The organism is Idiomarina sp. 28-8 (assembly GCF_000320945.2).
GTDB lineage: Bacteria > Pseudomonadota > Gammaproteobacteria > Enterobacterales > Alteromonadaceae > Idiomarina > Idiomarina loihiensis.
This window is the reverse complement of sequence record NZ_DF266789.1, coordinates 414,251-432,720: the sequence shown is the minus strand read 5'-3', so window position 1 is coordinate 432,720 and position 18,470 is coordinate 414,251. Positions and strand designations below refer to the sequence as shown.

The window sequence follows — 18,470 nt, the reverse complement described above, 5'->3', positions numbered from 1 at the left end:
CATGCGGACACTGTCGTGGATTTTGAACAAACTCTGGCTAACGCTGGCTATTGTGCTGGTGCTGGTTGCTGTCGGCCTGAGTTTATTGCGTTACAGCCTGCCATACCTGCCCGATTTGACCGAACCACTTGAACGGCAGCTGGAAGCTCGTTTCCAACAACCCGTGAGCATTAGTGACTTATCTATGGCCTGGACCCGGGAAGGCCCTTCCATTGTGCTGGATAATTTAGTTTTGCTGGAACGCGAGCAGTCGCCTGTGCAAGTTCGTGTTGGTAAGGTTCATGTGGTACTCGATTTCTGGAAAACTTTACTGGATCAACAGCTCATTGCGCAGCAGTTTATTCTTAATGACGCCCGCATAGCGGTAGATATACGCAAATTCTCGGCAGCTAACGAAGCTGAGAAATTAGATTTAGACTACGTTAACCGCTTATTCCTGCAGCAATTAGAGAAGTTTTCACTGAATAATGGTGAGTTGCTACTGACAAACTTGCGGGGCGTAACGCGAGAAATTGATATTGACCGACTGTCCTGGACCAATGAAGGCAAAAAGCACCAGGGGATTGGCCAATTCCGGATGGAAGACTTTGCGACTAATAGCCTGGATTTCATTATTGATTTGCGAGGTGATCGCTGGTCGGAGTTTAATGGTCAGTTCTATGTTAATTCACAGAACGTTGATATCAGTCCCTGGCTTGAAGAGCAACTGGGCGACATTGACGTACAAGCTTCAAACGTAAACTTTACGGGTTGGCTCGATGTTCGTAATGGTCAATTATTTGAAGGATTAGTTAAGTTAAGAGACAACCGTATTACCTGGTTAGACAATAATTCCGAAGAACTTAACTGGTTGCAGTTACCCGAGGGAGAAATTGTGCTGCGGCCGGAAGAAAATGGCTGGCTACTCAACAGTATGCCAATGACAGTAAATACCTCGGTAGGTCATTTTGAATTACCGCGTATAGCCTGGCAGCAACTGGATGAGATCCACGATATCAGTGTAGATAATATCGCAATTGATGAGGTTACCGGGTTACTACCTCTGCTGCCTTTTAAGATATCGGCGGAATCGGTCATGAGCCTGGGGTTAAAGGGGACGGCCAGTGTGCGCTATCGCCTGCATCCTGTCTCCGGCCAGCAATGGTCTGTAAAAAGCCACAACCTGTCGGCCGACGGAAATGAGCGCTGGCCTGGTTTTAATGGCCTTGATGTCAGTATAAGCAGCTTGTCGAATCACGGTTTGTGGCAAGTAGAAGGTGACAACGTTAGCCTTACGGGAAACAGTCTTTCCGGTAAGCAAGCGTGGGATATTGATACTTTTAATTTGTCCGGCTCCTGGTTGTTACAAGCTGATAACTGGCGGGTAAATTTAGAGCAGCTCCAACTTCGGCGAGACGACTTTCAGCTTACCGGCAGTGGCGGTTTGTCCGGCGACAGTGAAACAACACCACAAATTGACTTATTGCTTTCTACCGCACAGGGCTTTTCTGTCGACACGGCCCGCAAGTTGCTGCCATCAATTATGGGTCAGGGAGTCAAAGACTATCTTTCCGCAGCCTTAGTATCCGGTCGGGCTCGTGGCATGGAATTACTTTGGCGAGGCCCTGTCACTCAGTTTCCGGCGGCGACCAATCAAGGTGTCTTCAATGCGCGGGTCGAGTTCGATGATTTAACCTACCGGTTTCAGCCAGATTGGCTTCCGCTAGCCGATGCTCCGGTAAAGCTCGACTTTTATAACAGAAGCTTATTCATGTCGACCGATGCGGGGCATATACAAGATGTGCAGGTAACCCGGGTTGACGCGCAAATTAAGGACTTAGCAGATGCTTCGCAGGGCTTGCAGGTTCAGGCTAGTGTTAGTGGAAAGGGTGAATCGTTGTTACCTGTTTTTGAGCAGTCGCCGCTGGACAGCGTAACCGAAACGCTCATTCAAATTGACCCGAGCGGAGAGGTTTCTGGTTCTTTTCAGTTGGATATCCCCTTAAATAGCTCGCGAGATGTCGATGTCGCTGTTGATGCTCCGTTGGCCGGGTTGTCTTTTAATATTGACGCCATACAACAAGATTTTACGGTTTCTGAAGGTATTCTGAAGATCGACAACAGCAAGGTTAGTACCGAAGGGTTGCGCCTTAACTGGTACGGTATGCCTATACCAACGAAAGTATCGGGAGAGCTAAACGGGGCGGATTACTTACTGAATGTGAATACAACTCTGGACTGGCAAAGCGAACTCTTATTTAAGCAATTGCCTTATCCACAGTGGAAACCGTTTTTCTACGGAGCGGTAAATGGTGAAGCTAATCTCCAGTTAACTTTTAACGCAGACGATGTCGGCGTTGCGTTGGAGTCTCAGTTTGATTTGACCGGTCTTGAGACATCGCTTCCAGCGCCGTTGCAAAAAGATTTTGGAGATAACTGGCAACTGTCGGTTCAGCTCAATGGGACTGGAGAAGAGCTGCGTTTACGAGCAAGTATTGACCAGCGTCTTAACTGGGATAGTCGCTGGCAGCCGGGCAGTGGAGGCTGGCAAATGGCCAGACTGGATATTGGTGAAGTGAACTCTGCGAATGAACTGGTTAACGGCTTTGCGATAAACGCACAGCTTCCGCATGCAGATATCGGACAGTGGTACTCAGTACTTTATGCGTTGGCCGGGGATTCAAACGTTGATACTGAAAGTGGTAGTGGGGAAGGGTGGTTGCCCGATTCCATTCGTATTGAGACGCCTCAGTTACAGTGGGGACAGCAGAAATTTGCTCAGGCGGATATCCAGGTGTGGCCAGAAAACTCAGTCTGGCAGGCCCGGGTGGATGCTAAGAATGCGGTGCTAAGCGCGACCATTCCGGAAAGCTTTGTACAGCAAGGGATAACCGTAAGAGCGGATTATTTGGCGTTAAGCAGCAATGTTGAGCTTCCGGAAGCCACCGAGAAGACAGACTGGAATTGGCTCGAGAAAGTACCCGCACTTAACTTTTTCTGTCGCAGTTGTCGTATTGACGAGCATGAGTTAGGCGAAGTTGAGTTAGTACTTGCTCCGCTTGAAGACGGCTTCAGTATAGAAAAAATGGCTCTTAAAAAGGGTAGTGATGAGTTGGCTGTAACAGGTTATTGGCGCTACACAGACGAGCAGGCTTTAAGTGCGCTTTCGGGACGTTTGGAGGCTGGAGACCTTGGTGATTTATTACGTGACTATGGTCTGGAAACGGCAGTAAGAGACAGTGCTGCCGTTATTGACTTTAACTTAAACTGGCGTGACCACTTGTATCAACCAGACTGGAGTTCGCTGAGCGGGGAAGTGGTCTGGGATTTAGAAAAAGGCTATCTGGCCGAAGTGAGTGACGGCGGCGCGCGTATTTTTTCGTTATTGAGCCTGGACAGTATTCTCCGAAAGCTGACTTTAGATTTTCGTGATATTTTTTCGCAGGGAATGTTTTTTACTGACCTAACTGGCAGTGTTCAGATCGAAAACGGTGTTGCGACCACCGAAGATGCAAGATTACTGGGATCCGCAGGAGATATGGATATTCGTGGCTGGACCAATATGAAAACTGGTGAGCTAAATTATAACCTGACCTATGCGCCGAAGGTCACTTCCAGCCTACCGATTATTCTTGCCTGGATGGTAAACCCGCCCAGCGGCCTGGCTGCGTTGTTCATCGACAAAGTACTGCACGATGCGAAAGTGATTTCGCGTCTGCGTTATCAGGTCACCGGTACTATTGATGAACCGGTGGTTGAAGAAATAGAACGTGACAGCCGCCCGGTTGATTTGCCAGAATTGGAAGAGAACTCAACCGATTCAGAGGCAGACGATGACACAAGTGCAACTGACGGCGCTGCAAATGAGCAGTCGCCCGGATCCGCAAGATAATTTAGACATTGTTGCTAAACTGCTGGAACAACTTCCTGCCGCACGTCCGCAACTGGTGGTGCTGCCTGAAGCCTTTAGTTGCTTCGGTGCCGGTGACCGTGCGCAGTTAGCGATGGCTGAACCTTACAAGGATGGTGAGGTGCAGAAACAGCTGGCTGCCTTAGCGAAAAAGCACGAGGTTTATCTGGTCGGCGGTACACTGCCGGTAGATGCCGGTGAGCGATTCTCCGCGGCATCTATTCTTTTTGGCCCCGATGGCGCTATTCTCAATCGCTACGACAAAATTCATTTGTTTGATGTTGATGTGGCTGATAATACTAAGGAATACCGCGAGTCAAAGTGGACTCAGCCGGGCAGTAAGGTGGTAACCACAGAAACGGACTTTGGTGTGGTTGGCATGGCAGTATGTTATGATCTGCGCTTTCCAGAGTTATTCAGAGCATTGCGTCAGGCTGGCTCCCAAATCATTGTTTTACCCTCTGCATTTACTCAGGTTACCGGAAAAGCTCACTGGCATGCGTTGGTTCGCGCCCGCGCCATTGAGCAACAGGTTTTTATCGTGGCACCGGGTCAGGTGGGGGAGCACGCAAATGGTCGTGAAACGTTTGGCCATTCAATTATTGTCAGCCCCTGGGGTGAAATACTGGCAGAACAGGAACTGGATGAAGGTGTTGTTTCTGTCAGCGTTGACGTAGCGGATATTGAATCCATACGAAAACAAATGCCGGTGGCGCAACAAAATCAATTTGAGGTTGTACAAAAGACATGACACTAACTGACTACGAATTGTCACAAGACGACATAAGCAAGGCCTTATCCACGCTATACAGCGGTGATATTGACTTTGCCGATATCTATTTACAACACAGTGTCAACGAGTCGTGGGTGCTGGAAGATGGCATTATTAAAGACGGCGCGTTTCATATTGAAACGGGTATGGGTGTGCGCGCTGTACAGGGCGAGAAAACTGGCTTTGCTTATGCCGATGAGATTACATTAAAAGCGTTACAGCGCACTAGCGAAGCGGCCCGCGGCATAGCGCGTCAGGGGCAAAGCAAAAAGGTTGAAGCCCTGAAGTCGGTGCAGGCTAAGTCGCGCTATGAAGCGCTGAATCCGCTGGATACTTTGTCTGAAGACGAAAAAATTGAATTGCTGAAAAAAGTTGATGCGCACGCGCGGGCAGAGGACTCACGTGTAAGCCAGGTGGTGGTTAGTTTGAGCGGCAGTTACGACGAAGTTTTAGTTGCTGCGACAGACGGCACGTTGGCTACTGATAAGCGACCTCTAATTCGTCTGAACTGTTCTGTTATTACCGAGCAAAACGGTCGCCGCGAGCGCGGCAGTGCCGGTGGTGGAGCGCGTGTAGGATATGAGTTTTTCCTTGATGAAGCGTCCGGCAATGCCCGCTGGCAGCGTTTTGCGGAAGAAGCCGTACGTCAAGGACTCGTGAACTTGGAAGCGAAACCTGCACCTGCAGGCAATATGCCGGTGGTACTGGGCTCTGGTTGGCCGGGGGTGCTGCTGCATGAGGCGGTTGGACATGGGCTGGAGGGCGACTTTAACCGTAAAGGCTCGTCTGCCTATTCCGGCAAAATTGGCCAACAGGTGGCTTCACCGCTTTGTACTATCGTCGATGACGGAACTCTGAATGATCGCCGTGGCTCAATGAGTATTGATGACGAAGGCACACCCAGTGGCTATAACGTATTGATAGAAAATGGCGTATTGCGTGGTTACATGCAGGACAAAATGAATGCGCGTCTAATGGGTCAGGCAACCACCGGAAACGGTCGCCGTGAAAGTTTCGCTCACTTACCTATGCCGCGAATGACCAATACGTATATGCTCGCCGGAGAAAGTAGTCCGGAAGACATCATTGGCAGCGTGAAAAAGGGTATTTACGCACCGCAATTTGCCGGTGGTCAGGTCGATATTACTTCCGGACAGTTTGTGTTCTCAGCATCTGAAGCTTATTTAATTGAAGACGGTAAAATTACCACACCGATAAAGGGTGCAACACTTATTGGTAACGGACCAGAAGCTATGGCTCAGGTGTCTATGGTGGGTAATGACCTGTCGCTGGACGAAGGTGTTGGTGTTTGCGGCAAAGACGGGCAGAGTCTACCCGTAGGTGTTGGGCAACCGACGCTAAAATTAGATTCAATGACGGTTGGTGGTACCGAATAAGCGAGTTGCCCGGTATTAACCGAGCAGCTCACGTAAATAAACAAACAGCTGACGGGCAGCAACCGGTGGTTTTTGTTCGGCTCGCTGTTTTTCGGCAAGACGAATAAGCTGACGCAATTTTTGGCGGTCAGCATGAGGGTGCTCTTCAATGAATTCTTGTAGAGCATCGTCGCCTTCATGCAGCAGTTTATCGCGAGTTGTTTCAATCTCGTGAAAAATGGATGTTTGCTGCTGATGCGCATTTTTTAAGTTATTCAAGGCTTGCTCAATAGGCGCGATATCACGTAAGCGCATGAGCTTGCCTATAAATTGAAGCTGACGACGGTAGCCTTCGTGCTTGTTACGAATTTTACGGGCAAGTAAAACGGCATCGCGCAGCTCATCATCCAGAGGCATTTTTGCTAACTGGCTGTCAGTTAAATTAACAAGTTGAGTCCCTAGCTCCTGGCGTTCAGCCATTTCGCGTTTTTTTTGGGACTTGCTGACGAAGTCGTCAGATTGTTCAGGATTTTCGGCTGGGCGTTTCGGCATAAGTTCGATTCATTAGCGCTACAAAGCCGTCAGTTTAGCAGTGAGGAGAGTTTTTTGATAGTACAACTGAGTGACTTACAGGTTCAAATGAAGCAGGTAGAGAGTGCTGTTAAAGAAGCACTGCGATTGGCTGAAGCAAAAGGCGTCAGTTCTGCTGAATGCTCAATCAGTCACAGCTCCGGTATTTCGGTGGGGACTCGTCTGGGCGAAGTCGAAACCGTCGAGTTTAATCAGGATGGCGCGCTGGGTATCAGCGTGTATCGAGGCAACCAGAAAGGTTCGGCATCAACTACAGATTTATCAGAACAGGCTATTAGCGCTGCGGTTGATAAGGCTTGTGACATTGCCCGTTTTACCTCTGCGGATCCATACAATGGTTTGGCTCCGGCCGAATTAATGGCGACCGATGTACCGGATTTAGACTTGTGTCATCCGGGTGACCAGAGCGCAGAGTATGCCATAAAGCAGGCACTGGCTTGTGAGAAACACGCGCTGAACCTGGATGAGCGCATTGTTAACTCAGACGGCGCGCATTACGGCAGCCACACGGGTTTTCGTGTTTATGGGAATAGTCACGGTTTTATTGGCGGTTACTTACAGTCGCGACATAACCTTAGTTGCGTTCTGATAGCCAAAGAGGGCGACAAAATGCAGCGCGACATGAGTTATTCTGTTGCCCGCAAAATGCACGAATTAAAATCTGCCGAGAGTGTTGCCGAAGAGGCCGCCGCAGAAACCTTGTCGCGCCTGGGTGCACGCAAAGTACCAACAGCTAAAGTACCGGTTATTTTCCGGGCTGATGTGGCAGGGAGTTTGTTTGGTCATATGGTCAGTGCTATAAGCGGTGGCAATTTGTACCGCAAATCCAGTTTTCTGCTCGACCATTTAGGCAAGCCGGTGCTGCCAGAATGGCTGAGCATTCAGGAAAAACCACATATTATCGGTGGCCTGGCGAGCTCGCCGTTCGATGCAGAAGGTTTGGCGACAAAGGATAGGGAAATTATTACCGACGGGGTGCTGCAAACCTACCTGTTAACCAGCTATGCCGCACGTAAACTGGATATGCAGCCTACGGGTCACGCAGGTGGTATCCACAACTGGCGGGTGACACAGCAGGACAACTCGTTAGCGCAGCTATGCAAAAAAATGGGTACAGGCTTGCTGGTAACCGAATTGATGGGGCAGGGCGTGAACATGGTTAATGGTGACTATTCGCGTGGAGCGGCCGGCTTCTGGGTCGAGAATGGTGAAATTCAGTATCCGGTAGAAGAAGTGACCATTGCCGGTAACTTAAAAGACATGCTGGCGAACATTGTTGCTATAGGTAATGACACCGACGAACGCCATGCGCTGCATACCGGCTCAGTGTTATTAGAGCAAATGAGTATTGCCGGCAATTAAAAAGCCAGGTCTCTAAGACAGTAACAAGGTTGCTGAGCCAAGGAAGGCAAAGATACCGACCACGTCAGTGACAGTCGTCAGAATGACCCCGCCAGCCAGCGCGGGGTCAATATTAAAGCGCTTAAGAACCAGCGGAATGGTCGCACCGGCTAAAGCGGCTGCGACTAGGTTCATCATCATGGCAAAGGCAATAATACCGCCAACCAGCCAGTCTTGCTTCCACAGTGCGACGACTGCCGCAATCAGTACCGACCAGATAATGCCGTTTAAGAAACCAATAGCCAGCTCTTTACCGATAAGCCATCGGGAGTTACTGGTGCCTATGTGTCCCAGAGCCATACCTCGTATGACCAGAGTTAATGTCTGGCTACCGGCTATGCCGCCCATACTGGGTACAATGGTGTTTAAAATAGCCAGTACAGCCATTTGTGCCAGTATGTCTTCAAATAATGAGCTGACCATGGCGGCCAGTAAGGCAGTAACCAGGTTTACCGCCAACCATACGGTACGGCGGCGGGTACTTTTTAATACCGGAGCGAAGGTATCTTCGTCATCTTCCAGACCCGCCATACTCAACATGGAGTGTTGGGCTTCTTCGCGGATAATATCGACCACGTCATCGATGGTAATACGACCTACCAGCTGCTGCTCATTGTCGACGACCGGCGCAGATACCCAGTCATGACGCTCGAACAGTTTTGCGACTTCCGTTTCATCCATAGTCACGGGGATGGTGGTAATGTCGGCCGACATAATTTCGTCAATGCGACGGCTGGGATCAATAGTTAACAACTGGGTTAAAGTAATTTCGCCAATGAGTTTTTCATGGCGATCCACGACGTAGAGTTTATCGGTGGCTTCGGGCAGCTCACCTTTAAGGCGTAAATAACGCAACACAACATCAATAGTGACGTCCGAGCGCAAGGTGATGGTATCGGTGTTCATGATACCACCGGCGCTGTCTTCGGCATATGAGAGCGCGGTTTCCGCACGTTCCCGGTCGCTTTCGTCCATGGACTTCAGAACTTGCTGATAGACTGGCTCAGGTAAGCCCCGCAGAACGTAGGCAAGGTCATCGGTGTCCATGCCTTCGGTGGCCGCCGCAAGATTCTCCGGCGCCATTTGGCGGATAATGTCTTTCTGAACCTCTTCGTTCAGTTCCTCAAGAATTTCACCGTGTTCTTCTACGTCAACCAGTTTCCAGACAATGGAACGGCTTTTGGGCGGCGAGGATTCCAACAGCAATGCCACATCGCATGCCGGCATATTATGCAGCATACGGCGGGCAGCAACGAACATACCATCGGACAGCGCGGAGTTAACCTCCTGAATGCGCTGCATGGCATATTCTTTGTCGGAAAGCTCTGCAATCATGCTTACTCGTCTTCCTCGAAGCGATCTTCAAACAAAGCACTAACGGCATCCAGTGCTGCTTGTGCGTCTTTTCCTTCGGCACAGACTTCAACAGTTTTACCCTGTTGACTGGCCAGTAGCATCAGGCACATAACGCTGGCAGCGTTAACGCATTGCTCACCCTGAGTCACCGTGATGTCCGACTCAAACTCCTGCGTTAATTGCGCTAACTTTGTTGCTGCACGTGCGTGCAAGCCTAGTTTATTGCGAATAATTAACTTTCTGCAAACTTTATCCATGGGTTTTTAGTTCCCGGTGTCTGACCTGAACCTTTACGGCTTTTTGTTCAAAACGCTCGGCTAACTGCTGAGAAATATAAACCGAACGGTGCTGACCGCCAGTGCAGCCCGTAGCTATGGTCAGGTAGCTGCGATTGCTGCGCTGAAAGTGCGGCAGCCAGGTATCGAGAAAGTTTTCCAACTGATAAATAAACTTAGTCACCAGGGGTTCCTGGCGAAAGAAAATCTGCACGTCGGTATCCAGGCCGGTGAGCAGCTTGAGCTCGGGCTGCCAGTGCGGATTGGGTAAAATGCGCGCATCAAAGACAAAGTCAGCGTCTTTGGGTAAACCATACTTAAAGCCAAAAGACTGAAACACAATAATCAGCTTTTTATCGGCTCTTCCCAGTACCCGTTCAGTGACCTGTTCACTTAACTGATGCAGTGATAAGTCACTGCTGTCGAGGCGCCAGGTTGCTCTCTCCATAATGGGTTCAAGCATTTTATGTTCGGCCTGAAGCGCTTCCAGCAAAGGCAGTTCTTTTTGCGACAACGGATGCAGACGCCGAGTTTCGCCAAAACGCTTTAGTAAGGTGTTGTCATCAGAGTCAATAAACAGAATTTCCGGTTCAACACCTTTGGGCAAAAAGCTCAAAGAGTCCAGTAACTCTTCGGAGTGCTCCGGTAAGTTGCGAACATCAATGCTAATGGCTATTTTTTGATACTGCTCGATGACCGCATGTACCAGCGTTGGCAGCAGGCTTATGGGTAAATTATCAACGCAATAAAAGCCTAAATCCTCCAGTACGCGCAGAGCAATTGTCTTACCTGAACCGGAGCGACCACTAACAATGATCAGTTGCATGGCGACTGTTCACCTTCGCCCACAAATAATTGATATAACGCTTTATCAGAATCTGCGTGGCGCAGTGCGCGGGTACAGTCTTTGTCGTTCATTCTTCTGGCCACCGTGGCCAATGTTTGTAGATGGTTCTCGTGCTCTGACTCGGGTACCAGAAGCGCGAAGATAATATCGACAGGCTGATTGTCAATAGAATCGAATTCGATAGGTTCGTCTAAAGTCAGTAATACCGCTACCGGATGATTCGCATTAGGTAAACGGCCATGAGGAATTGCGATACCTAAGCCAATTCCCGTACTGCCTAAACGTTCACGGTTTAACAGGCTCTCAAAAATGTCATGACGGGTAATGCCAGACAGCTTAGGGGCTACGATTTGACTAATGGTTTCAAGTAGTCGTTTTTTACTTGCGCCCTCGACTGCACACTTGGTGCAGTCGGGGCTTAACAATTCACTCAGTTGCATGGATTAATGTTGTTTCATTTTCTCTTTGTGTTTAATCACCTGACGGTCCAGTTTATTAATTAAACCGTCGATGGCCGCGTACATATCTTCGTGTTTTGCGTCGGCGAAAAGCTCACCGCCATTCACGTGCAGCGTAGCTTCCGCTTTTTGAATCGTTTTTTCAACATTTAGGATGACGTGAACATTAGTTATATGGTCAAAATGTCTTTCCAGCTTGGCAAATTTTGTGTCCACGTAGTCACGCAGAGCTTCGGTAATATCGATGTGATGACCGGTCAAATTAATTTGCATAACGTCTTCCTTCTGCAGTTAACAAAGTTACAAAAGACTTTTGCGTTGGCTCGATGATGGAATGTTTAACGATTCCCGATACTTCGCAATTGTCCTTCTTGCTACTTGGATACCTTGTGCGGCTATCAGTTCAGCAATCTTACTGTCACTTAACGGTTTACTGCGATTTTCAGCAGCGACCATCTTCTTAATTAAAGCACGTATTGCCGTGCTTGAACACTCGCCACCGCCCTCTGTACTGACATGACTTGAGAAAAAATATTTCAACTCAAATACGCCACTTGGGCAGTGTAAGTATTTTTGTGTCGTTACGCGTGAAATCGTACTTTCATGCATATCCACGGCTTCTGCAACATCGTTCAGAACCATTGGCTTCATAGCTTCTTCACCATGCTCAAAAAAGCCCTGTTGGCGTTGTACTATGCAATTGGCCACTTTCAGCAGCGTATCGTTTCTGCTCTCCAGGCTTTTTATGAACCAGCGCGCTTCTTGCGTATGGTTTTTTATGTACTGGCTGTCGGCTACTGACTTTGTTGCTTTACTCAAGGCCGCGTATTCTTCGTTCACTTTTAGTTTAGGTACGCTATCCGGGTTTAATTCGACCATCCAACGACCATTTTTTTTAGTAACGGCCACATCGGGAATAACATATTCAACGGGTTGCTGCGCAACTTGCTCGCCCGGGTGCGGGTGCAACTGTTGAATTAACCGCATAGTCTGACGTAAATCTTCTTCCGATAGCTTCAGTTTACGCTGAATGGTGCGAAAATCGCGACTGCCAAGTAAGTCCATATGTTCAGTCACTAAGCATAGAGCAACCTGCTTGTATTCAGTGTCGTCGCTTAGTTGACGTAATTGAATGGCAAGGCATTCACTGACGCTGCGTGCGCCGACACCAATTGGGTCGAAATGCTGAATACGCTTAAGCACCATGCAGACTTCTTCTACTTCCACTTCGGGTAGGCGCACAGCTTCGATAATTTCATTAACATCAACCATTAGATAGCCATTGTCGTCTATGGCTTCAATAATGGCTTCAGCTATGGCGGTGTCTTCTTCCGAAAAATGAGAAAGTTGCATTTGCCAAAGCAGGTGATCCTGCAAAGACTCGCTGGTAGAGCCTTGATAGACTTCAAAGTCGCCGTCAAAGGATTTACCTGAAGAGGCTGCGCCGTTGGCTGGGGTATGACTGGAATAGGTATCGTCCCAACTGCTGTCGACCGGCAGTTCGTCAGGCATTTCCTGGGTTTTTATAACGTCGGATGTTTCCCGTTGGCTGTCGTCTCTTTCTTCAATATTGCGAGTTTCGGGTTGGTCCGCGTCGTTACTCGTTTCACCTTCAACCTCCAGCAGCGGGTTGCTGTCTAATGCATCCTGAATTTCTGACTGAAGATCGAGCGAGGAAAGCTGCAGCAGGCGGATAGCCTGTTGGAGTTGTGGCGTCATGGTCAGGTGCTGACCAATTTTTAGCTGCAGACTTTGCTTCATAATGACTGTCCCGGTATCACGTTATAGGGTGAACTGCTCACCGAGGTAAACGTCTCTAACCTGTTGATTCGATAATATACTTTCTGCATCCCCACTGGCAATAAGCTCACCATGACTGACAATATAAGCGTGTTCACAAACAGACAATGTCTCGCGAACGTTGTGATCAGTAATAAGTACACCAATACCACGTTGCTTTAAATGTTCAACAATCTTTTTAATATCAATAACCGAAATAGGGTCAACTCCGGCAAAAGGCTCGTCCAGCAAAATAAACGTAGGTTCTGCGGCTAAGGCTCGGGCAATTTCAACCCGACGACGTTCACCGCCGGACAGACTCATGCCCTGACTGTTTGCTATGTGGCCTATATGAAACTCTTCGAGCAAAGCATCAAGCTGTTCTTCACGCTCGTTGGTTGACAGTTCTTTACGAGTTTCCAGAATAGCCATCAGATTATCGCGCACGGTCAATTTGCGAAAAATGGACGCCTCTTGTGGCAAATACCCAATACCCCGGCGTGCCCGTTCATGCATTGGCAGTAAGGTAAGGTCATTGTCATCCAGCAGAATTTGACCTTTATCGCTATTAACCAAACCGACTATCATATAGAAGGTTGTGGTTTTACCTGCACCGTTGGGGCCCAGTAAACCAATAACCTGCCCCTGACTTACTTCCAAGCTAACGTCTTTAACGACTTGTCGGCTTTTGTAGCTTTTGGCTAAATGTTTGACTCGTAAAGTTGCCATATTAAGGGTTCTCGTTATTTTTTTCGTCGGTATCGGTTTTTGGTTTAGGTGTAAAAATAGTGATAACACGGCTGTCTTCTTCACCTGAACTGCTTGCCGTTACCGTTTGTTTATTCAAATCATAAGTAATCAAACTGCCGCTTGAGCTACTGCTACCTTGAGAGATGCGAGCGTCGCCACTAAGCTCCAGTCGCTGTTCCGACTGAAAATAGGTGATTTTTTTTGCTTCAGCGTTAATTTCATTGCCGTCGTCCAGCGTCTGGCTGTAAGTAGCAGGAGTGCCTTCTGCAATAAAAATATCTGCTTGCTCGGCGCTTTCGCTGGCGGATGCTTCTAGTCGATCGGCGCGGATTAATAAGGTGCCCTGACGAATAATAACGTTGTCCGTTAAAACCAGGCGGTTATTTTTAATATCAAGCTCTTCCTTACTCGACTCAACTTCCATGGGTTTACTAAAGTCAGACTTGCCCTGAGCCATAACCGCTGAGGGTATTAAGGCAACCAGGATCAGTTTACTCAGCAGGCTGGAAAATCGTTTTAACATGTCTTTTTAGCTCCATTCGTTCAGCTTTCAGGTCCGCAGTCATACCGTTACCCCGAATTAATAGTCGTGGTCCGTGAATGCTTACCGGATGTTCGGTGCTCATTGATTCATTTTTTAAATCAACAATCAGGTATTCGGTTAACACTTGCTCGATGTGAGTATCCGGCTCTAACGCAAGGATTTCAACATTGTGCTCCAAAATCAGGGTTTGATCGTCATAGAAAGTTCCTTGCGCGGCACTGACCTCCCAAAGTTCTTCACCTTGTTCAGAAAATACCGTATAAACCGGACGCTTAAGTTCGGTCAGACCAATCTGGTTATAGTGAGACATCTTCTCAGACTTGATCTTGTGAGCTAGTACGCCGTCACTTTCGAAAATCCGCGTTTCCAACCCAAAAGCGGTAAAATCAGGCTGCATCGTACGTGTCGTAGCCGCGTTGCTACCGTCAGCGTCATTGCTAAAAGGGCGCCAGACAAGCAATAGCCCGGCACCGAATAATAAAAAGAGAATGACAGTAACGCGTCGGCTCACACACTGGCTCCTGTCGCCAGGTGCAGTTGTCCTTGACTGAGCATGATTAAATCACAAACTTCGCGCACGGCACCATGTCCGCCATGACAACGTGAAATATAATCGGCCTGCTGTTGTACCGATGCGTGAGCATCCTGGACTGCAATACCCAGACCTGCAGCTTTAATTAAAGCTAAATCGGGGGTATCGTCGCCAACATAAGCAACTTGTTCTGCGCTAAGGCCTAGCTTTTTCAGAAGCTCGTCGAAAGCGGCTGTTTTATCGTTCTGCCCCTGATAAATAAAACCGACATCTAAATGTTCCATGCGATGTTCAACAATGCGTGAGGTTCGTCCGGTAATGACTGCTGTTTCGACTCCTGACTTTTTCAACGCTTTCATACCAAAGCCATCCCGGGTGTGAAAGGCTTTCAGTTCCTCACCATCATTGCCTAAATAAATGCGGCCGTCGGAGAACACTCCGTCCACGTCCAGCACCAGTAGCTTTATCTCGGAAAAGCGTTTAAACAGGCTTTTTTCAATGTCGCCGTACCAGGTATTAATACATTCCATCAGAGCACTCCCGCCTGCAGTAAATCATGCATGTTCATTGCGCCACAAGGCTGTCCATCGTCGTTGGTAATAATCAGCCCATTTATTTTTCGATCCTGCATGAGTTTTAATGCCTCAGCGGCCAGCATATCCTCGTTCGCAGTAATACAGGAGCGGGTCATAACTTCTGCTATCGGAGTCTTATGGACATCGATTCGGTTATCCAGAATGCGACGTAAGTCACCGTCTGTAAAAATGCCGGCAAGACGTTGGTTTTCATCAACTATAGCAGTCATACCCAAGCCTTTACGCGACATTTCCAGTAACGCATCACTAATAATAGCGTCGGCTGGAATAACCGGAACACGCTCGCCAGTGTGCATCACGTCATGCAACCGCAATAGCAGGCGTTTACCCAGCGAACCGCCGGGATGTGATAGTGCAAAGTCGTCGGCGGTGAAGCCGCGGGCATTGAGCAGCGCAACCGCCATTGCATCACCCATAACCAGCGTTGCCGTTGTAGAAGCTGTAGGTGCTAACCCGAGTGGGCAGGCCTCTTGTTCAACCGCGATGCAAACATGAGTATCAGCCAGTCGGGCAAGAGTGGAGCCAGGTTTACCGGTCATTGAAATTAAGGGCACGCCCAGACGCTTAATGACCGGAATAATATTCAGCACTTCGGCCGTTTCACCACTGTTAGATATCGCAATGACCACATCCTGAGCTGCAACCATGCCTAAGTCTCCGTGGCTGGCTTCGCCCGGATGCACAAAAAACGCTGGTGTGCCGGTGGAGGCAAGTGTTGCTGCTATTTTCCCACCAATATGGCCGGATTTCCCCATGCCGGTGACAATAACGCGGCCTTTGCAGTTAAACAGGGTTTGGCAGGCGGCATCGAAATTATCATCCAAATATTGATACAGGCCTTCAATAGCCTTCTTTTCGATATCCAGTACTTGTTCGCCCAGTAGCCGAAAGTTCTGGGTGACTTGTTTCATTGTCATGCCTCTGGCGTTGTGCTTTTGCCCTGTATAATACGTCATTCGGTACAACTCTGCCTACCGTACGCAGGTAAATCTTGTATTTTATTACAAAAATAATTACTATACCAACCAGACGGTTGATAAAGTAAATGCAGGTAAAGTGAATACACCATGGTAGAGAAAAAAGGTGCAGGGCGACCCAGCAACAGAGACGCTATTCTGGATGCCGCTGATCAGTTGGTCGCTGCAGAGGGTGCAGGGCATCTGACGTTTGACGCCTTGAGCCAGACGACAGGCATCAGCAAAGGTGGTTTGCTTTATCATTTCAAAAGCAAAGACTGTTTACTCCAGGCTATGCTAAAACGCCGCGTTGAACGTTATGAAGCACTTCGTGAGCAATATCACCATCAGTTTGCCGATGACCCAAAAGGCGAATTAAAAAGTATCTTACTAGCAGCGCTTGATACGGATGCTGAATGTTCGCGACTAGGCAGTGGCATGCTGGCTGCCGCTGCGACTAATCCGGAGTTGTTAGGTCCGTTAAAAGAGCATATAGCACTGACTTTGCAGCGGCTGGAACGTATTGCCGGAAGTAAAGTCGGTAAAACTCTGTTTTATGCCGTTCATGGTGCGCGTTTGTTTGAGCAACTCAATTTGTGTGACGCCTGCGTGCACGAACGAGAAGATTTTGCACAATATTTACTGAAGCTTGTCGATGAATTGACAGAAATAGAATCAATTCGCTGATAAAATTTGCAACACTTTTTCGGTATTAGATATTACCGGCAGCCATTAAAATAAAGGCTGATAAACTCGTAACAGGAAACTGTCGTGACAAACTTGGTAGAACTTAAAGATCTGACTTTTGCGCATGGAAGCCATCGGGTCTATGACGGCCTGTCGTTAGATGTTCCGAAAGGCAAAATGGTTGCTGTCATGGGGCCTAGTGGCATTGGTAAAACGACGCTGTTGCGCCTTATCGGTGGACAGCTTAAGCCTGACAGCGGCAGTATCAAAGTAGCCGGAGAGGAAGTCCCTCAGTTAAAACGCGACGCTTTGTATCAATTACGCAAGCGCATGAGCATGCTGTTTCAAAGTGGTGCGTTGTTCACCGACATGTCGGTATACGAGAACGTCGCCTTTCCACTGCGCGAGCATACCGATTTACCCGAAGAAATTATTCGCAGCGTGGTTTTAATGAAGCTTGAGGCCGTGGGTCTGCGTGGTGCGCGTCACCTTATGCCGTCAGAACTGTCGGGTGGCATGGCTCGTAGAGCTGCTCTGGCAAGGGCTATAGCTCTGGATCCTGAATTGATTTTATACGATGAGCCGTTTGCGGGTCAGGATCCTATTTCTATGGCGGTCATTGTAAAGCTTATTAAATCTTTGAATGAGTCACTAGGTTTGACCTCTATTGTTGTATCGCACGACGTAAAAGAAGTGTTATCGATTGCGGATTATGCTTATGTCATCGCCGACAAAAAAGTTGTTGGTCAGGGCACCCCGGATGAACTCCGCAATAACGATACCGCAATTATTCAACAGTTTTTGAATGGTGCGCCAGATGGTCCGGTAGCATTTCACTACTCAGATGACGATTTTACAACGGACTTATTAAGGGGCGAAGGATGATCCAGTTTATACAGTCTGTCGGTCGCCGAGTGCTGGATAGCCTGGCGGGTATCGGATACGCCTTAGCTATGCTGATGGGAGCTATTATCGGTAAGCCGCAACCCGCTAAGTCATGGCCGCTCTTTATCAAGCAAATGTACGTAGTGGGCGTATTGTCGATGCTCATCGTTATCGTCAGTGGCTTATTCATTGGTATGGTGCTTGGCTTACAGGGCTACACTATTTTAGTTGACTATGGTGCTGAGCAAAGTCTGGGACCTATGGTTGCGCTGTCGTTATTACGTGAGTTGGGGCCTGTCGTTACCGGTCTGTTATTTGCGGGGCGAGCCGGTTCTGCATTAACTGCTGAAATCGGTCTTATGAAAGCCACCGAGCAACTCTCCAGTCTGGAGATGATGGCGGTTGATCCTTTACGCCGTGTGATTGCTCCCAGGTTCTGGGCTGGTGTGGTTAGTATGCCACTGCTGGCGTTGATGTTCTCAGCCGTTGGAATTTACGGCGGTTACCTGGTTGGCTCCGGCTGGCTGGGTGTTGATGAAGGGGCTTTTTGGTCAGTCATGCAATCGGCAGTCGATTGGCAGGATGATCTTCTGAACGGCATTATTAAGTCTATTGTATTTGCCTTTGTTGTTACCTGGATAGCTTTGTATAAAGGTTATCGTTCGGTTCCAACCTCTGCGGGAATCAGTGCTGCGACAACGTCAACAGTTGTGACTGCGTCGTTGGCAATTCTAGGACTCGATTTTATTCTTACAGCTATCATGTTTGGTGGATAA

The 18,470-nt window shown here is 48.4% G+C and carries 19 protein-coding genes; 7 read left to right on the top strand and 12 right to left on the bottom strand.

The features are described from left to right. The first annotated feature begins 1 nt into the window (after window position 1). From RJ32_RS02170 to tldD, 3 genes are read left to right on the top strand one after another with little or no spacing between them, the layout of a single operon-like run. Window positions 2-3,871 (top strand): YhdP family protein, encoded by a 3,870-nt coding sequence (locus tag RJ32_RS02170; protein WP_034818670.1) that lies wholly within the window; start codon window positions 2-4, stop codon window positions 3,869-3,871. After that, on the top strand, window positions 3,843-4,640 hold the full coding sequence (locus tag RJ32_RS02165; RefSeq protein WP_034818668.1) for a carbon-nitrogen hydrolase family protein: 798 nt from the start codon (window positions 3,843-3,845) through the stop codon (window positions 4,638-4,640). The genes RJ32_RS02170 and RJ32_RS02165 overlap by 29 nt, the downstream gene beginning before the upstream one ends. Further along, on the top strand, window positions 4,637-6,058 hold the full coding sequence (tldD, locus tag RJ32_RS02160; RefSeq protein WP_034818666.1) for a metalloprotease TldD: 1,422 nt from the start codon (window positions 4,637-4,639) through the stop codon (window positions 6,056-6,058). Before RJ32_RS02165 ends, tldD begins: the two co-directional genes overlap by 4 nt. A gap of 15 nt (window positions 6,059-6,073) precedes the next feature. Here tldD and yjgA read toward each other — a convergent pair whose 3' ends face one another. Then, window positions 6,074-6,589: a ribosome biogenesis factor YjgA gene (yjgA, locus tag RJ32_RS02155; RefSeq protein ID WP_011233650.1), complete on the bottom strand. Its 516-nt coding sequence runs from the start codon at window positions 6,587-6,589 to the stop codon at window positions 6,074-6,076. A 54-nt stretch (window positions 6,590-6,643) separates the two neighbouring features. Between yjgA and pmbA the strand changes: the two genes are divergently transcribed. Further along, window positions 6,644-7,990, top strand: coding sequence for a metalloprotease PmbA (pmbA, locus tag RJ32_RS02150; protein ID WP_082815428.1), 1,347 nt, complete (start codon window positions 6,644-6,646; stop codon window positions 7,988-7,990). Window positions 7,991-8,002: 12 nt separating this feature from the next. Here pmbA and mgtE read toward each other — a convergent pair whose 3' ends face one another. The 11 genes from mgtE to RJ32_RS02095 are packed head-to-tail and all read right to left on the bottom strand — an operon-like array spanning window position 8,003 to window position 16,077. Continuing rightward, on the bottom strand, window positions 8,003-9,364 hold the full coding sequence (mgtE, locus tag RJ32_RS02145; RefSeq protein ID WP_051018712.1) for a magnesium transporter: 1,362 nt from the start codon (window positions 9,362-9,364) through the stop codon (window positions 8,003-8,005). A 2-nt stretch (window positions 9,365-9,366) separates the two neighbouring features. Continuing rightward, entirely contained in the window at window positions 9,367-9,642 is a 276-nt protein-coding gene (locus RJ32_RS02140) for an HPr family phosphocarrier protein (RefSeq protein ID WP_011233653.1), read from the bottom strand. Next, the gene (rapZ, locus tag RJ32_RS02135; protein ID WP_011233654.1) at window positions 9,635-10,486 is read right to left on the bottom strand and encodes an RNase adapter RapZ; all 852 of its coding nucleotides are present in this window, start codon (window positions 10,484-10,486) and stop codon (window positions 9,635-9,637) included. Before rapZ ends, RJ32_RS02140 begins: the two co-directional genes overlap by 8 nt. Then, complete coding sequence (gene ptsN, locus RJ32_RS02130; RefSeq protein ID WP_011233655.1) at window positions 10,477-10,947, bottom strand: PTS IIA-like nitrogen regulatory protein PtsN; 471 nt, start codon at window positions 10,945-10,947, stop codon at window positions 10,477-10,479. The genes rapZ and ptsN overlap by 10 nt, the downstream gene beginning before the upstream one ends. A 3-nt stretch (window positions 10,948-10,950) precedes the next feature. Then, the gene (gene hpf, locus RJ32_RS02125; RefSeq protein WP_011233656.1) at window positions 10,951-11,238 is read right to left on the bottom strand and encodes a ribosome hibernation promoting factor; all 288 of its coding nucleotides are present in this window, start codon (window positions 11,236-11,238) and stop codon (window positions 10,951-10,953) included. A 27-nt stretch (window positions 11,239-11,265) separates the two neighbouring features. Continuing rightward, the gene (locus tag RJ32_RS02120) at window positions 11,266-12,726 is read right to left on the bottom strand and encodes an RNA polymerase factor sigma-54 (protein WP_034818665.1); all 1,461 of its coding nucleotides are present in this window, start codon (window positions 12,724-12,726) and stop codon (window positions 11,266-11,268) included. 21 nt (window positions 12,727-12,747) lie between these two features. After that, the gene (lptB, locus tag RJ32_RS02115; protein WP_011233658.1) at window positions 12,748-13,473 is read right to left on the bottom strand and encodes an LPS export ABC transporter ATP-binding protein; all 726 of its coding nucleotides are present in this window, start codon (window positions 13,471-13,473) and stop codon (window positions 12,748-12,750) included. 1 nt (window position 13,474) lies between these two features. Beyond that, complete coding sequence (gene lptA / locus RJ32_RS02110) at window positions 13,475-14,017, bottom strand: lipopolysaccharide transport periplasmic protein LptA (RefSeq protein ID WP_011233659.1); 543 nt, start codon at window positions 14,015-14,017, stop codon at window positions 13,475-13,477. Next, a complete protein-coding gene (lptC, locus tag RJ32_RS02105; RefSeq protein WP_034818664.1) occupies window positions 13,986-14,549 on the bottom strand; it encodes an LPS export ABC transporter periplasmic protein LptC in 564 nt (187 codons plus the stop codon). Before lptC ends, lptA begins: the two co-directional genes overlap by 32 nt. Beyond that, complete coding sequence (gene kdsC / locus RJ32_RS02100) at window positions 14,546-15,100, bottom strand: 3-deoxy-manno-octulosonate-8-phosphatase KdsC (RefSeq protein ID WP_034818663.1); 555 nt, start codon at window positions 15,098-15,100, stop codon at window positions 14,546-14,548. Before kdsC ends, lptC begins: the two co-directional genes overlap by 4 nt. Beyond that, entirely contained in the window at window positions 15,100-16,077 is a 978-nt protein-coding gene (locus RJ32_RS02095) for a KpsF/GutQ family sugar-phosphate isomerase (RefSeq protein ID WP_011233662.1), read from the bottom strand. The genes kdsC and RJ32_RS02095 overlap by 1 nt, the downstream gene beginning before the upstream one ends. 156 nt (window positions 16,078-16,233) lie before the next feature. On the opposite strand from RJ32_RS02095, the gene RJ32_RS02090 reads away from it, so the two are divergent. From RJ32_RS02090 to mlaE, 3 genes are all read left to right on the top strand, one after another. Beyond that, a complete protein-coding gene (locus tag RJ32_RS02090; RefSeq protein WP_034818662.1) occupies window positions 16,234-16,809 on the top strand; it encodes a TetR/AcrR family transcriptional regulator in 576 nt (191 codons plus the stop codon). A gap of 84 nt (window positions 16,810-16,893) precedes the next feature. Further along, window positions 16,894-17,694: an ATP-binding cassette domain-containing protein gene (locus tag RJ32_RS02085; RefSeq protein ID WP_034818661.1), complete on the top strand. Its 801-nt coding sequence runs from the start codon at window positions 16,894-16,896 to the stop codon at window positions 17,692-17,694. Beyond that, window positions 17,691-18,470, top strand: a complete 780-nt coding sequence (gene mlaE / locus RJ32_RS02080; RefSeq protein ID WP_082815427.1) for a lipid asymmetry maintenance ABC transporter permease subunit MlaE — start codon at window positions 17,691-17,693, stop codon at window positions 18,468-18,470. Before RJ32_RS02085 ends, mlaE begins: the two co-directional genes overlap by 4 nt.

Coding starts and splice junctions, on each gene's coding strand:
- mgtE (WP_051018712.1), bottom strand. CDS start 9,364: ATGATTGCAGAGCTTTCCGACAAAGAATATGCCATGCAGCGCATTCAG.
- RJ32_RS02090 (WP_034818662.1), top strand. CDS start 16,234: ATGGTAGAGAAAAAAGGTGCAGGGCGACCCAGCAACAGAGACGCTATT.
- hpf (WP_011233656.1), bottom strand. CDS start 11,238: ATGCAAATTAATTTGACCGGTCATCACATCGATATTACCGAAGCTCTG.
- mlaE (WP_082815427.1), top strand. CDS start 17,691: ATGATCCAGTTTATACAGTCTGTCGGTCGCCGAGTGCTGGATAGCCTG.
- ptsN (WP_011233655.1), bottom strand. CDS start 10,947: ATGCAACTGAGTGAATTGTTAAGCCCCGACTGCACCAAGTGTGCAGTC.
- RJ32_RS02120 (WP_034818665.1), bottom strand. CDS start 12,726: ATGAAGCAAAGTCTGCAGCTAAAAATTGGTCAGCACCTGACCATGACG.
- tldD (WP_034818666.1), top strand. CDS start 4,637: ATGACACTAACTGACTACGAATTGTCACAAGACGACATAAGCAAGGCC.
- kdsC (WP_034818663.1), bottom strand. CDS start 15,100: ATGGAATGTATTAATACCTGGTACGGCGACATTGAAAAAAGCCTGTTT.
- RJ32_RS02095 (WP_011233662.1), bottom strand. CDS start 16,077: ATGAAACAAGTCACCCAGAACTTTCGGCTACTGGGCGAACAAGTACTG.
- lptA (WP_011233659.1), bottom strand. CDS start 14,017: ATGTTAAAACGATTTTCCAGCCTGCTGAGTAAACTGATCCTGGTTGCC.
- RJ32_RS02140 (WP_011233653.1), bottom strand. CDS start 9,642: ATGGATAAAGTTTGCAGAAAGTTAATTATTCGCAATAAACTAGGCTTG.
- rapZ (WP_011233654.1), bottom strand. CDS start 10,486: ATGCAACTGATCATTGTTAGTGGTCGCTCCGGTTCAGGTAAGACAATT.
- RJ32_RS02170 (WP_034818670.1), top strand. CDS start 2: ATGCGGACACTGTCGTGGATTTTGAACAAACTCTGGCTAACGCTGGCT.
- yjgA (WP_011233650.1), bottom strand. CDS start 6,589: ATGCCGAAACGCCCAGCCGAAAATCCTGAACAATCTGACGACTTCGTC.
- RJ32_RS02165 (WP_034818668.1), top strand. CDS start 3,843: ATGAGCAGTCGCCCGGATCCGCAAGATAATTTAGACATTGTTGCTAAA.
- lptB (WP_011233658.1), bottom strand. CDS start 13,473: ATGGCAACTTTACGAGTCAAACATTTAGCCAAAAGCTACAAAAGCCGA.